At 71.0% G+C, this 13,687-nt stretch carries 12 protein-coding genes; 6 read left to right on the forward strand and 6 right to left on the reverse strand.

The window, feature by feature from the left end:
- Positions 1 to 44 precede the first annotated feature (44 nt).
- The 3 genes from EIZ44_RS23885 to EIZ44_RS23895 form a co-directional block, all read right to left on the reverse strand.
- Positions 45 to 803, reverse strand: a complete 759-nt coding sequence (locus EIZ44_RS23885; RefSeq protein WP_051729105.1) for a class I SAM-dependent methyltransferase — start codon at positions 801 to 803, stop codon at positions 45 to 47.
- Positions 804 to 841: 38 nt separating this feature from the next.
- Complete coding sequence (locus tag EIZ44_RS23890; RefSeq protein ID WP_205670237.1) at positions 842 to 1,765, reverse strand: trypsin-like serine peptidase; 924 nt, start codon at positions 1,763 to 1,765, stop codon at positions 842 to 844.
- Between the two features lie 815 nt (positions 1,766 to 2,580).
- Positions 2,581 to 3,060 (reverse strand): hypothetical protein, encoded by a 480-nt coding sequence (locus EIZ44_RS23895; protein ID WP_037815532.1) that lies wholly within the window; start codon positions 3,058 to 3,060, stop codon positions 2,581 to 2,583.
- A 181-nt stretch (positions 3,061 to 3,241) separates the two neighbouring features.
- Between EIZ44_RS23895 and EIZ44_RS23900 the strand changes: the two genes are divergently transcribed.
- The 3 genes from EIZ44_RS23900 (at position 3,242) to EIZ44_RS23910 (ending at position 6,496) form a co-directional block, all read left to right on the forward strand.
- Positions 3,242 to 3,913 carry a GntR family transcriptional regulator gene (locus tag EIZ44_RS23900; protein WP_009079497.1) on the forward strand — a complete coding sequence of 224 codons (672 nt, stop codon included), beginning with the start codon at positions 3,242 to 3,244 and terminating at the stop codon, positions 3,911 to 3,913.
- Positions 3,914 to 3,975: 62 nt separating this feature from the next.
- Entirely contained in the window at positions 3,976 to 5,388 is a 1,413-nt protein-coding gene (locus tag EIZ44_RS23905) for an aldehyde dehydrogenase family protein (RefSeq protein ID WP_134731302.1), read from the forward strand.
- A gap of 25 nt (positions 5,389 to 5,413) precedes the next feature.
- On the forward strand, positions 5,414 to 6,496 hold the full coding sequence (locus EIZ44_RS23910; protein ID WP_134731304.1) for an alcohol dehydrogenase catalytic domain-containing protein: 1,083 nt from the start codon (positions 5,414 to 5,416) through the stop codon (positions 6,494 to 6,496).
- A 4-nt stretch (positions 6,497 to 6,500) separates the two neighbouring features.
- On the opposite strand, the gene EIZ44_RS23915 is transcribed toward EIZ44_RS23910, so the two are convergent.
- On the reverse strand, positions 6,501 to 7,193 hold the full coding sequence (locus EIZ44_RS23915; RefSeq protein ID WP_205673282.1) for a GNAT family N-acetyltransferase: 693 nt from the start codon (positions 7,191 to 7,193) through the stop codon (positions 6,501 to 6,503).
- A gap of 14 nt (positions 7,194 to 7,207) precedes the next feature.
- The gene (locus EIZ44_RS23920; protein ID WP_134731306.1) at positions 7,208 to 9,523 is read right to left on the reverse strand and encodes a thiamine pyrophosphate-binding protein; all 2,316 of its coding nucleotides are present in this window, start codon (positions 9,521 to 9,523) and stop codon (positions 7,208 to 7,210) included.
- A gap of 133 nt (positions 9,524 to 9,656) precedes the next feature.
- Between EIZ44_RS23920 and EIZ44_RS23925 the strand changes: the two genes are divergently transcribed.
- The gene (locus EIZ44_RS23925; RefSeq protein WP_134731308.1) at positions 9,657 to 10,136 is read left to right on the forward strand and encodes an Lrp/AsnC family transcriptional regulator; all 480 of its coding nucleotides are present in this window, start codon (positions 9,657 to 9,659) and stop codon (positions 10,134 to 10,136) included.
- A gap of 3 nt (positions 10,137 to 10,139) precedes the next feature.
- On the opposite strand, the gene EIZ44_RS44835 is transcribed toward EIZ44_RS23925, so the two are convergent.
- Complete coding sequence (locus EIZ44_RS44835) at positions 10,140 to 10,433, reverse strand: DUF3040 domain-containing protein (RefSeq protein WP_167754255.1); 294 nt, start codon at positions 10,431 to 10,433, stop codon at positions 10,140 to 10,142.
- A gap of 151 nt (positions 10,434 to 10,584) precedes the next feature.
- Between EIZ44_RS44835 and EIZ44_RS23935 the strand changes: the two genes are divergently transcribed.
- Together EIZ44_RS23935 and malQ are read left to right on the forward strand one after the other, a co-directional pair.
- A complete protein-coding gene (locus EIZ44_RS23935; RefSeq protein WP_037815542.1) occupies positions 10,585 to 11,439 on the forward strand; it encodes a TIGR03619 family F420-dependent LLM class oxidoreductase in 855 nt (284 codons plus the stop codon).
- Between the two features lie 264 nt (positions 11,440 to 11,703).
- Complete coding sequence (malQ, locus tag EIZ44_RS23940) at positions 11,704 to 13,644, forward strand: 4-alpha-glucanotransferase (RefSeq protein ID WP_134731310.1); 1,941 nt, start codon at positions 11,704 to 11,706, stop codon at positions 13,642 to 13,644.
- Positions 13,645 to 13,687 lie beyond the last annotated feature (43 nt).

Genomic DNA, 13,687 nt, shown 5'->3' on the forward strand with positions numbered 1-13,687 from the left:
CGTGACCGTGGCGAGTTTGTCGCCGGGTCGTTCGGCTTCGAGCCTTATCCGTCCGCGGTCGCGAGGACTCTGCGCCTCAGATCGAAAGCGGACAGCACGTGGACGCCTTCGTCGTGGAGGGAGCGCAGGGCAGCGTCGTCGCCAGGGTCGAGCGCCGCAGCCGCTTCCCACATCGCGCGCTCCGCGGCCCGCCACTGCGGACGATCCCGGACCACAACGTTCGCGAAGCCCGCGCCGACGAGTCCGGCTTCGGTGTCGACTGCCCGGATTCGTGCCGAGACGCGCTCGTCCGCGCGGTCGACAGCCTCCCAGGTCGTCAGCGCGACGCGTCCGCCCGGACGGAGCACCCGGCGTATCTCGTCAAACGTCTCGGCGGTCGCCCGGAACTGGATCGCGTCGACGCACACGACCGCGTCGACCGACTCCGCTGGTAAGGCCGTGTCGGCAAGGTCGCCCACCTGGAACTCCGCGTCCACGGAATCGAACTGCCGAGCCAAGGTCCGAGCCTGCTCGATCGCCGCCCGCGAGAAGTCGACACCGATCAACCGCGCCCCGGTCCGGGATGCGATCTCGAGGCCGTATCCGCCGCGCCCGCACGCCAGGTCCAGCAGCCGGTCGCCGGGCGCGAGCCGCAGCGCCTCGACGACTTCCGCGATGCCGTCCCAGGAGAGCAGACTGCTCGACAGCAGCCGCGGCGGCAGGCCCAGATGCCGCTGGGGGATCTCGTCGCGGGCGGGGCTGTCCAGCATGTTCGAGTACCACTCGTCGAAGTCCTCCGCCGACGGTCCCGATCCGGAACTCACCGCAGTCCTCCTGAGCCTGTTTTCCGTCGCTGTCCGGGTCAGCTGATCGCTGAGCGGTAAAGCTGGGCGATGTCGTCGTCGAAGTAGGCGCTGTAGGAGACGTCCGGGGTGGCGCCGCCGGTCTGGTAGCCGCCGATGGCACCGATGACGGTACCGGTTCCGGTGTTCGGGTCCTGGTTGATGACCCAGGGGCCGCCGCTGGTGCCGTCGGGGAAGCCGGGGCAGGCGACGCGTTGCTGGTAGGTGTCGGACTGGGTGGTGGTGCCCGTGCAGACGACCGGCTGTTCGGTGCCGTCCGGGTAGCCGGTGAGGGTGATCGTGTGCGAGAAGCCCTGGTTCGTGCCGAGCTGGTTGGCGCCGGTGAGGCTTTCGAGGCTCGCGGAACCGGGCTGGGCGACCTTGAGGAACGCGAAGTCGAGGTCCTGGTCGGACGAGGACTTCCACCCGTCGGCGACGACCGCGGCGGTGACCTGCCAGGTGCCGTACGGGGCGATGCCGTCGTGATAGCCGGGTTTGAAGGTGATGCCGGAGACGTCGCCGCCGATGCAGTGCGCGGCGGTGAGGAGCAGGTCGCCGGTGGGGCTGTGCACCACGCTGGCCGAGCAGAAGTGGTTGCCGCCGGAGAACAACGCGCCGACTGCCGCGCTGGCCGTCGCGGTGCTGCTGGGGGAACTGTTCGTCCCTGGGCTGGAGGCATCGGCGGTTGCGGGGGCGCTGCTGGACGAGGTGCTTGTCCCGGCACCGGGGGCATCGGCGGTTGCTGAGGTGTTGCTGGAAGAGGTGCTCGTCCCCGTACCGCGGGAATCGCCGCCGGTCGCGACGGCCGGGGTGCCCGCGCCGCTCGGCTGGACGGCCTGGCCGGTGACGTCAGCGGTGTCGACGACGGCGTTGGCGCCGCCGGTCGCGACGATCGCGGCCGCCGCGCAGACGATCAGCGCTGTGCGGGAAACGTTGACTCTCACGCTTCAAGATGACCATGCCGACGCTCGCCGGGCATCCTGTGCGGCCGGATGCACAGCAACCTCACAGCGCTCGCACATCCGCTCACAGCAGGGGGATTTCGGGTCGGGGGAGGCCGGGATTTTCCACCCTCGCGGGGGTGGTGCGCGGGGGGTTGGCGAGCGCTGGGAGGTGCCTTCTCGACACCCGCATCGGTGTCGGGTGCGGCATGAACGGCCAGCTTGGTGGGCTGGCGGGTCATGTGGTCAGCGCCGCGGGATGTGGCCTGGTTGAGGTTGGGGTTGCCCGGGTTCGTGGGGTGATCGGCGAGTTTGGTGGTCTGGCGGTCATGCGGGCAGCGCCGCGGGTTGCGGCCTGGCTGTGGTTGGGGTTGCCCGGGTTCGTGGGGTGATCGGCGAGTTTGGTGGTCTGGCGGTCATGCGGGCAGCGCCGCGGGATGTGGCCTGGCTGTGGTTGGGGATGCCCGGGTTCGCGGGGTGACCGGCCAGTCTGGTGGGCTGGCAGGTCATACAGGCTGTATGCGGCGGTACCGGCGGGCGCGCTGCCCTCGGCCCCGGGCGACCGGCCAGCCTGGGGGACTGGCCGGTCACCTGCTGGGCAGGCAGCCTGCGGGACGGCCGCATGGTCGAGCCCGTGCGGTCTCCGGTCACCCACTCGATTTGCGTCGAGTCGGCGGCTGTTGCCGGTCCGGGCGTTGGCCACCGGCCGGACCGGCAACAGCGTGCCCACGACTTCGATCTGACGAAGTCGGGCGCCTACCTAGGCGACACCGCCTCCGAGCCGAAGCGGGTTACTCGCGTGCCGCGGATCGGCATGGTCACTCACCCGCCGGCGGGGTGTGGGTGACCAGCAGGGTCACGCCTGCTTCTCCGTCGCAGTCGACCATGACTGGGCCTACTCCGTTGCCGATCTTCGTCGTGAGTTTCGCTGTTGCCTTGAAGGCGTCCGGGTTCGGGTCGACGATCTTGAGGTCCTTGAGGATCTGGTGGCCTGGGTAGCCGCCGATCACCTTCTTCAGGCCCTTTCCTCCGCCGCAGTTGCCGGTGATCGTGACTTCTCCGCCGGGAGCGGCGGGGTTCGGGTCGACCTTCACGGTTGCCCGGGCGCCCTCCGGCGGCTGTTCGGCGGCGGGCGGCTGGGCGACAGCGGCAGGCGCGGCAGCAGCGACAGGCGCGGCTGGATGATCGCTGGTGGCGGCCGCCGCGACGCCGATCGTGCCGCCTGCGATGACGGCTGCGGCCAGTGCCGTGCCTGCGACAAGGCGGCCGTGGCGCAGGATGGAAGACTTCGCTGACATTCGGGTTCCCTCCCTCGGTGTGTCCATTGAGGACACTGCGGTTCACCCCGGGCTGTGGGGTTCGTCCGGGTAGTCGCCGCGACCCCCTCCGCAGGTTCTCTCGGGCGCGAAAAGTGACGGGGGTCACATCGGTGGGGAAAGGCTACGATAGCGGGAAATCCAACGCTGGCGGGGAGTTTTCGTGACAGTGGCCGGAGAAGCGCGCGAACGGCTGAGTCCGCGGGTCGCCAAGCAGGTGCGCGACCTGATCCTGACCGGCGCGGTCCGCGGCGGCGAGCGGCTGCGCACCGAGCACCTCGCGGAGCGGCTCGGCGTCAGCGCGACCCCGGTGCGCGAGGCGTTGATGGCGCTCGCGGGCGAGGGCATGGTGGATTTCCGTCCAGGGCGCGGATTCCGGGTGATCCCGGTGACGCGCCGGGACGTCGTCGACGTGTACGCGATGCAGGCCTACGTCTCCGGCGAGCTCGCCGCGCGGGCGGCGGAAGCGTTCGATCCGGCGGGGCTGGCGCGGCTGGACGACCTCCAGCGCGAGATCGAGAAAACCGTGCGCGAAGGCGACCTCGACGCGACCGAGCGGGCCGATTTCGCGTTGCACCGCATGGTGAATCACGCGGCTGCCGCGCCGAAGTTCACGTGGATGCTGTCGTTGACCCTCCGGTACGTGCCGTTCTCGGCGTACGCGGACATTCCCGGCTGGCCGCTGCTCGCGCGCGACGACCACGATCGGGTGCTCGCCGCATTGAACGAGCGCAAGCCGGAGGCGGCGCGGGAGGCGATGGCGGCGCACATCCGCGAGGCGGGGGACCTGCTGGTCGACTTCCTCGCGGCGCAGGGCGTGCTTGCGGCGCACTAGACAGCCGGAGCGTTTTCTATAGAATCCGGCCCGAGGGCAGAACCCAGGGCGAAGGAGACTCGGTGGCTGAGCGCGACGTGCTGTACATCGGCGGAGAATGGGTCCGCTCGGACGGCGGAGCTTCGATCCCGGTGGAAAACCCGGCCACCGAGCAGGTCCAGGCGCGCATTCCGGAGGGCACGGCCGCGGACGTCGACCGGGCGGTCCGGGCGGCACGCGAGGCGTTCCCGGCGTGGGCGGAGACCAGCCGGGCCGCCCGCCGCGAACTGCTGCGGAAGCTGCACGACGGCCTTGCCAAGCGGGCGGAAGAGATCGGCGAAACGATCGCGAAGGACGTCGGCACGCCGTTGCGGATCGCGACCCGGATCCAGGCCGCGCTGCCGCAGACTGACGTGCAGACGTACGTCGACCTGCTCGGCCAGGACGAGCCGGAGGAGAAGGTCGGCAATTCGCTGATCGTGCGCGAACCGGCGGGCGTGGTCGCGGCCATCACGCCGTGGAACTATCCGCTGCACCAGATCACCTGCAAGATCGCGCCCGCGCTGGCGGCGGGCTGCACGGTCGTGGTGAAGCCGAGCGAGGTCGCGCCGTTGAGCGCCTACCAGCTCTTCGACGCCATTCACGAGGCCGGTTTCCCGCCCGGCGTGGTCAATCTGGTCACCGGGTACGGGCCGCAGGTCGGCGAGGCGCTCGCGACGCATCCGGAGGTCGACGTCGTGTCGTTCACCGGTTCGGTGCGCGCCGGCACCCGGGTCGCCGAGCTCGCGGCGCGCACGGTCAAGCGCGTGACGCTGGAGCTGGGCGGCAAGTCCGCCAACGTGATCCTCGACGACGCGGACCTGGCGACGGCGGTGAAGGTCGGCGTCTCCAACGCGTTCCTCAACGGCGGCCAGACCTGCACGGCGTGGACGCGCATGCTCGTCCCGCGCGAGAAGCACGACGAAGCGGCGGCGCTCGCGAAGACGTTCGCCGAAGGGTTCACGACCGGCGATCCGCTGGACCCCAAGACAAAGCTCGGCCCGCTGGTGAGCGCGGCGCAGCGCGACCGCGTGCGCGGTTACATCGAAAAGGGCATTGCCGAGGGCGCGACTCTGGTGACGGGCGGCATCGAAGCTCCTGCGGACACAGGCTACTTCGTCGCACCGACAGTTTTCGCGGGCGTCGACCCGGATTCCACGATCGCGCAGGAAGAAATCTTCGGCCCGGTGCTGTCGATCATCCCGTTCGACGACGAGGAAGACGCGCTGCGGATCGCGAACAACTCCCGCTACGGCCTGCACGGCGCGGTGTGGTCGGCCGACCAGGACCGGGCGCTGGCCTTCGCGCGCAAGGTCCGGACCGGGCAGATCGACGTGAACGGCGGGGCCTTCAACCCGCTCGCCCCGTTCGGCGGCTACAAGCAGTCCGGGCTCGGCCGCGAAATGGGCCGCGCCGCGCTCGACGAGTTCACCGAACTCAAGTCCATCCAGCTCTAGTCCCGGCTTTCAAGGAGAAGACATCGTGGTCAAAGCCGTGGTCGTGCGCGAGCAGGGCGGGCGTCCGGAAGTCTGCGACATCGTGCTGCCGCCGGTCGGTCCGGAGGACGTGCGGGTGCGGGTCGCGGCCGCTGGCGTGTGCCATTCCGATCTGTCCATGGTGGACGGAACGCTGCGTCCGCAATACCCGTTCGTGCCGGGACATGAGGCGTCCGGCGTCGTGGCGGAGGTCGGCAGCGACGTCACGCACGTGCGGCCGGGGGACCGGGTGGTGCTCAACTGGGCCGCCGCGTGCCGGGAATGCTGGTTCTGCCAGGCCGGGGAGCCCTGGTTGTGTTCCGCGATCGAGGGTGTCACCACATTGCCGCGTGGGGAGCTGGACGGCCAGCCGCTCAACGTCTTGCTCGGCGTCGGCGGGTTCGCGGAGGAAACCGTGCTGCCGGGGCACTCCGTCGTGCCGCTGCCGGACGGCGTGCCGCTCGACCTGGCCGCGCTGATGGGCTGCGCAGCGCTCACCGGGGTCGGCGCGGTGCGCAACACCGCGAAGGTCCGAAAAGGACAGAGCGTGCTCGTGCTCGGGCTCGGCGGGATCGGGCTGTGCGTGGTGCTCGGGGCGAAACTCGCGGGTGCCGGGCAGATCATCGCGGCCGATCTGTCGCCGGAGAAGGAAGCGCTCGCCCGCGCGGCCGGTGCGACGGATTTCCTGGTGAGCGACGACAAACTCGCCAAACAGGTGCGCGGGCTGACCGAGGGGCGCGGTGCGGACTACGCCTTCGAATGCGTCGGCGCGGCGGCCACGATCCGCGCCGCGTGGAGTTCGGTGCGCCGCGGCGGGCACTGCACGGTGGTCGGGGTCGGGCGGAAAGACCAGCAGGTCGTGCTGAACCCGCTGGAGATCTTCCACTTCGCCCGCACGCTCACCAGCACCGTCTACGGCGCTTCCGACCCGGATCGCGACATCCCGGTGCTCGCCGACGAGGTCCGCTCCGGTGCGCTGGACCTGGAAACCCTGGTGACGCACCGGATTTCGCTCGACGAGGTAGGCGACGCGTTCGACCGGATGCGGCGCGGGGAGGGCGCCCGGTCGCTGATCCGGATCGGGGACTGAGCCGTCAGCGAGGCGAGCCGGGCGAGACGATGTCCCAGGTGCCGAACAAGGTCAGCCCGGCGGACGCGGCGAGGGCGATCGACGCGTGGTTGTCGAGCTGACACCGGTACTGCGGCTCGTGCTCTCGCCCGAGCGCGTGCCGCGAGATCGCCCGTACGAGGCGTCGGGCGTGCCCCTTGCCCCGATGCGCCGGCAGCGTCACCACGCCTAAGTCGGCCAGCGGTGCGTCACGCCACGGATACATGCTCGCGACCGCCGCGAGCTGTCCGTCGGCGAACGCGCCGTACACCGCCCAGTGGTCCAGTTCGACCGACGCGTCGTCCAGATCCTGTTCGGACGCGGCGGCCTCGAACGCGGCGAACGCTTCGGCGTCCGAGCCGGTGAGCGGCCGGACCGACGCGTCGTCCGGTTCGGCGAGCAGCTTTTCCCTTGCCTCGTCGGTGAAATAGAACAGGTTGTCGGCCCCGTGCAGCAGAATCCCCGCCGAGGCCAGCCGCTGCCGGAACTCCGGTTCGTCGCGCGGGCGCCCGAGGGTTTCGGCCATCGCCGGGGTGAGCCGGATCCGGGTCCGCCCGTCCGCGGTGACGAGGACGGTGAGCCGCTCGTCCTCGTCCAGCGCGGCGTCGACGGTCAGGCTGAATCCGCCGCCGTCCGGGACCGGAGGCAGCCAATGGCGGGTGACGGCGGCGGCGAACAAGAAACGCTCCTAGCTCAGTCGGCCACGTCCAGCGCGGCCTGGATGATGCTGTCGGTGTCGATGCCGTGGTGCCGGTACACGCTCTCCAGGTCGCCGGACTGCCCGAACCGCGTCACGCCCAGATGCGCCGCCCGCACGCGGTGGACGTTCGCCAGGAACGCCAGCGTGTGCGGGTGCCCGTCCAGCACCGTCACCATCGGCGCGGACCGTTCGGACGGCAGCGCCGACTCCAGGATCCACGTGTCGGCGGTGTCCTGGCCTGCCCGCGCTTGCACGGCGCGGAACAGCAGGCCGGGGCTCGTCACGCACACGACGTCGGCGTGCTTGCCCAGCGCGTCCAGCCGGTCGGCGGCTTCCAGCGCCTCGGTGACCATCGCGCCCATCGTCACCAGCGTGACGTCCGGGCGCGCCACCGCGGCGGTGCGGATCGGGTAGGCACCCGCGACGACCTGGCGGCGGCGACGCTCCCGCGCGGCCGGATCGGCCGGCACCGCGGCCAGGCTCTGGTCCACCGGACGGGTCGACAGGCGCAGGTAAGCGGAAGTCCCGTCGGGACGGCCGAGCCGCGAAAGCGAAGCCAGCAGGGTCCACTCGACGTCCAGCGCGAACGCGGGCTCGTACGTCACGCAACCCGGCTGCTCCAGCCCGACCGACGGCGTGGTCACCGACTGGTGCGCACCTCCCTCGGGCGCGAGCGTGACGCCGGACGGGGTACCGACCAAAATGGACTGTCCGCCGCCGTAGATGCCGAACGACCACGGTTCCAGCGCACGCTCCACGAAGGGGTCGTAAAGCACCCCGATCGGCAGCAGCGGACGGCCCCAGCGCGACCACGTCGTGCCCAGTTCGCCGAGCGCGCTCACCAGGTTCACCTCGGCGATGCCCAGTTCCAGGTGCTGTCCGCTGGGCCGCTCGCGCCAGTGCAGGATCGTTTCCGGGTCGTCGGCGAACCAGTCGACGCGTTCCTGCGGCGACCACACGCCGACCTTGTTGACCCAGCCGCCGAGGTTGGTGCTCGACGAGACGTCCGGGCACAGCGTCACCACGAGTTCCGCGGCCTCGGGCGCTTCGCGGGTCAGGTCGAGCAGCGCGCGGCCGAGCGCGGCCTGCGTGGTGGTGCGGCCGGACGGCGTGCGGCCGATGTCGGACGGCAGGGCCGGAACAGCTTGCAGCTCAACGGGTTCCCGTTCGAGCCGGGCCGCCGTCGAAGCGCACAGCTGCGCGGCCGCGGAGCCCTCGGCGAACTTCTGCCACGGGTTGTCCGGCGAGATTCCGACGCGCTCGGCCAGCGAACCCAGCTGCTCGGCGGTCAGCAGCGACGAGTGGTTCTGCGGGTGCCCTTCGCTGGCGAGGCCGAATCCCTTGACCGTGTAAGCGAAAACGACGGTCGGCCGGTGGTCGTCGATGGCGTCGAACGTGTCCAGCAGCGCGGACAGGTCGTGGCCGCCGAGGTTGCGGATGGCGGCGTGCAGCGTGTCGTCGTCGAGGGTGTCCAGCAGCGGAGCCAGTTCCGGCGTCGTCAGGCGTTCGCGCAGCTGAGCCGGGGTGCAGCGGAGCAGGCGCTGGTACTCCGGGTTCGACATCTCGTCGATGCGCCGGCGCAGCGCCGAACCGCCCGGCCGCTCGAACAGGTCCTGCAGCAGCCGCCCGTACTTCACGGTCAGCACCTGCCAGCCGGCCGCCTCGAACATGCCCTGCAGCCGGGTCGCGCCGATGTTCGGCACCACGCGGTCGAGCGACTGCCGGTTCAGGTCGACGATCCACACGACCTCGCCCAGTTCGGCCACGTTCGGGTCGAGGACGGCTTCCCAGCACGCGCCCTCGTCCAGCTCCGCGTCGCCGACCAGCGAGTACTGCCGTCCGGTGCCCGCGCCGCCGCCGTGCGATTCGACGTAGCGCCGTGCCAGCGCGCCCCAGATCGGGGCGGTCGCGCCGATGCCGACCGAACCGGTGGAGTAGTCGACCTGGTCCGGGTCCTTCGAACGCGACGGGTAGCTCTGCAGGCCGCCGAACTCGCGCAGCGTCGTCAGGTACTTCTCGTCGAGGTCGCCGAGGAGGTAGTTGATCGCGTGCAGCACGGGGGAGGCGTGCGGCTTGACCGAGACCCGGTCCTGCGCGCGCAGCCGGGCGAACCACAGCGCGGTCATGATCGACACCATCGAGGCGCTGGACGCCTGGTGCCCGCCGACCTTGAGCCCGGTCGGATTGGGCCGCACCCGGTTCGCGTGGTCGATGATCGCGGTCGACAGCCACAGCACCCGGTCCTGCACCTCGCGCAGGACGGTCACCGTGTCGTTGTCCGGAAGGCGTTCGGGGGCGGCGCTGCTCACGAAGGATCGGACCTTTCTTGGGCGGAAAGTTCAGGCCAGTCCAGCAGAGCTGGGTAGGGTGCACAACAAGCGCGTTCAACATTGCGCAGAACGCCCAAGTCAGCACCACACGGTGCGGAGAGGATTGCGCAGCATGCCCAGCACTCAGCGGCTCGACGCCACCGACGCCCGGATCCTGCTCGCGCTCGGCCGCACCCCGCGCGCCACCGCGGTCGCGCTCGCCGACGAACTGGGCCTGTCCCGCAACACCGTGCAGAGCAGGCTCGCCCGGCTCGAACAGGGCGACGCGCTGCGCTCGGCCGAACACCGGATCGACCCGGCCGCGCTCGGCTACCCGCTCACCGCGTTCGTGACCGTACAGGCGCGGCAGCGACTGCTGGACGAGGTCGGCCGCGCCCTCGCCGCGGTGCCCGAGGTGCTGCAGGTGCGCGGATTGACCGGCGCGCAGGACCTGCTGGTGCACGTGGTCGCGACCGACGCGGACGACCTGTACCGGATCGCCGGGGAGATCCTGGAGATCCCCGGCGTCGAGCGCACCAACAACGCGCTCGTCATGCGCGAGATGGTGCCTTACCGGCTCACTCCGCTGCTCGAGCGCGCTGCCGAGCGCTGAGGGTCACGTCTGGTCGTCGGCCGCACGTTCGCGGCGGCGCTGCAGCATGGTCCGGTGCGCCCAGACGAGCAGCGGCGCGGCGAGCAGCCCCCACAGGAACCAGCCGGTCTCCCCGCCCATGAGGCCGAAGACCAGCATCATCAGGACGGTGACCTCGGCGAGCACGAGGATCTTCTGCCATCGCCGGGTCTGCACCGGCGGCACGCCTTGGCTCAGCGTCGCGGCGAACACGGGGTCGCTCGCGGCGAGTTCCTCTTCGATCTTCCGCAGGGCGCTGCGGTCGCGATGGGGCAGCATGATCCCCTCCTCGGGCAGGACGGGCCGGTGATCGCTCAAGTACCAGTGGAGTACCCGGCCGGGGGCGCCGTCAAGCCCGGGTTTTCGCAGGAATAATCGCCCGCGCCCGGGGCCGTTGCAAACTGAAACACGTTCTAATACCGTGCCGGGGGTGAGATACGGGATCGTGCTGTTCACCAGCGACCGGGGCATCTCCCCGGCGGCGGCCGCGCAGGCCGCGGAAGAGGCCGGGTTCGCGACCTTCTACGTGCCCGAGCACACCCATATCCCGATCCGGCGGGACGCCCCGCATCCCCGGACCGGCGACTCCTCGCTGCCGGACGACCGCTATCTGCGCACGCTCGACCCGTGGGTCGCGCTCGCCAGCGCGGTGCCGGTGACCTCGACGATCCGGCTGGCGACCGCGGTCGCGCTGCCGGTGGAGAGCGACCCGATCACGCTGGCCAAGACCGTGGCGACGCTGGACCACCTGTCCGGCGGCCGGGTCACGCTCGGCGTCGGGTTCGGCTGGAACACCGACGAGCTCGCCGACCACGGCGTGCCCGGGAAGCGGCGGCGGACGGCGCTGCGCGAGTACCTCGAGGCGATGCGCGCGCTGTGGACCGAGGAAGAGGCGAGCTACGCGGGCGAGTTCGTCGAGTTCGGGCCGAGCTGGGCGTGGCCGAAACCGGTGCAGCCCAAGGTGCCGGTGGTCGTCGGCGCGGGCGGCACCGAGCGCACGTTCCGGTGGATCGCGCGCCACAGCGACGGCTGGCTGACCACGCCGGGCGAGGGCGACATCACTGGGAAAGTCGCGCAGTTGCGCGAAATCTGGCGCGAGGAAGGCCGCGAGGGCGAGCCGGAGGTGATCGCGCTCGGTCCGCGCCCGGATCCGGAGGGGCTCGCCAAGCTCGAGGAGGCGGGCGTGACCGAGGTCGTGTTCGGGCTGCCGGACCGCTCGCCGGGCGAGGTCGAAGCGTGGCTGGACCGGCTCGCCGGGAAGCTCGGGCAGCTGGCCGGAGCCTGACCGCGTCCATTTCGCACGGCGCTACCTCGTTAAGAAGAAAACCGCGCGCTGAAATCGCGAATAGCGCCTGAACGGGTGAACTGGGCGTTCGCGCGTCATTCCGGGGAACGCCTTCCCTCTTGTTTCGTGTGGCGGTGACCGGCCGGCACGCCCCCCGACCGGCCGGTCACCGCTTCGCCCGTCCGCGGCGGCGAGGCGAATGGCGCCGCGGGGCGCCGCCCGGGACACTGGTCCGGTGCGCATTCCCGTTCCCCGGACCGAAACGTGACCCCCGAACTGGCCGAACTGGCCGCCGCCCATGGAGTCGCCACCCACTACGAAAACTCCGACCAAGTCGAAGTACAGGTAGATCCCGACGTCGTGATCGCGGTATTGGCGCAGCTGGACGTCGATGCCAGTACTCCACAGGCAATTCAGCGAGAATTGGCCGCGGTGCAAGAAGCGAGCGCGGCGCGCGTGCTGCCGCCGACGGTGGTGGTGCGCGCCGGGCAAGAACGCGAACTCGGCCAAGCCGCGAGGATTGAGCTCGAAGACGGCACGACGCGTGACGTCGGCGCCACTCTTCCGGCTGACCTTCCGCTCGGCTGGCACCGGATCAAGACCGCGGAGCAACGGGTTTCGCTGGCCGTCGTCCCGGACCGGCTGCCCGCGGTGCCGCCCGCGTGGGGCTGGATGCTCCAGCTTTACGCGCTGCATTCCGAACGGTCGTGGGGGATGGGCGATTTCGGCGATCTCGCCGAGATGGCGTCGCGGTCGGCCGCCGAGCTGGGCGCGGGCGTGCTGCTCGTCAACCCGGTGCAGGCGATCAGCCCGGCGCATCCGGTCGAACGGTCGCCGTATTCGCCGTCCAGCCGCCGGTTCGCGAACCCGCTGTACCTGCGGGTGACCGACACCGAAGCGTTCGCCCGCGCCGACGAGGACACCCGGCGGCGGGTGCTGGCGCTCGCGCCGGATCCGATCGGCGAGCTGATCGACTACGACGCCGTGTGGACCGCGAAACGGGCCGCGCTCGAGCTCTTGCGCCCGCACCATCCGCACCCGGTCGAACTGGACGACGACCTTCGCGATTTCGCCGCGTTCGGCGCGCTCGCCGAGGTGCACGGCAGCGATTGGCGCGAATGGCCCGAGCCGTTGCGCGATCCCGGCAGCGCCGAGGTGGCCGCGGCGCGCGAGGAGCTGGCCGAGCGGATCGAGTTCCACGGCTGGCTTCAGCAGCTCTGTCACGAGCAGCTGGACACCGTCCGCCGCGCCGCGCGCGAGGCGGGCATGCCGGTCGGCGTCGTGCACGACCTGCCGGTGGGCGTGCATCCCGGCGGCGCGGACACCTGGGCGCTGCGGGACGTCTTCGCCGCCCAGGTGCGGGTCGGCGCACCGCCGGACGCGTTCAACCAGCAGGGCCAGGACTGGAATCTGCCGCCGTGGCGGCCGGACAGGCTCGCCGAAGCCGGGTACGCGCCGTTCCGCGACGTCGTGCGCGGCGTGTTGCAGCACGCCGACGGGATCCGGGTGGACCACATCGCCGGGATGTGGCGGCTGTGGTGGATTCCGCCGGGCGAACCGGCTGGTCGCGGCACGTACGTGCACTACGACGCCGAAGCGATGCTCGGCGTCCTCGCCCTGGAGGCGCACCGCGCGGGCGCGGTCGTGGTGGGGGAGGACCTCGGCACCGTCGAGGACACCGTCACCGAAACCATGCACGAACGCGGCCTGCTCAGCTCCGCGGTGCTGTGGTTCCAGCGCGACTGGGACGCGCCCGGCAAGCCGTTCGTCCGCCCGGACCGCTGGGACCCGGACGCGATGGCCAGCATTTCGACGCACGACCTGCCGACCGTGTCCGGCTGGCTCGACGCCGAGCACGTCCGGGTCCGCGCCGAACTCGGCCAGCTCGACCGCCCGGCGGAGCAGGAGTACGCCGAGGCGGCGGCCGAACGCCGGGCGTTGCTCGAACTGGTTGCGAGCGAAGGAATTCCGGACGACGACTTGGTGGTCGCCCTGCACACGCTGCTCGCCTCGGCGGCGTCGCGGCTGGTGCTCACCGCGCCCGCGGACGTCGCGGGCGAACGGCGCCAGCCGAATCTGCCGGGCACCGTGGATGAGTACCCTAACTGGCGCATCCCGCTTCCCGTCACCGTGGACGGGTTCTTCGCCGATCCGCGGGTGCGGGCGGCGGTCGCTCCGCTGGCCGCGGCCCGCCCGCTGCGCTGAACCCCCGAAAAGCCTGTCCGGACAACGTAAACCGATGCCCAAG

This window comes from Amycolatopsis nivea, assembly GCF_004522235.1.
Taxonomy (GTDB): domain Bacteria; phylum Actinomycetota; class Actinomycetes; order Mycobacteriales; family Pseudonocardiaceae; genus Amycolatopsis; species Amycolatopsis nivea.

Coding starts and splice junctions, on each gene's coding strand:
- EIZ44_RS23925 (WP_134731308.1), top strand. CDS start 9,657: ATGCCCAGCACTCAGCGGCTCGACGCCACCGACGCCCGGATCCTGCTC.
- EIZ44_RS44835 (WP_167754255.1), bottom strand. CDS start 10,433: ATGCTGCCCCATCGCGACCGCAGCGCCCTGCGGAAGATCGAAGAGGAA.
- EIZ44_RS23895 (WP_037815532.1), bottom strand. CDS start 3,060: ATGTCAGCGAAGTCTTCCATCCTGCGCCACGGCCGCCTTGTCGCAGGC.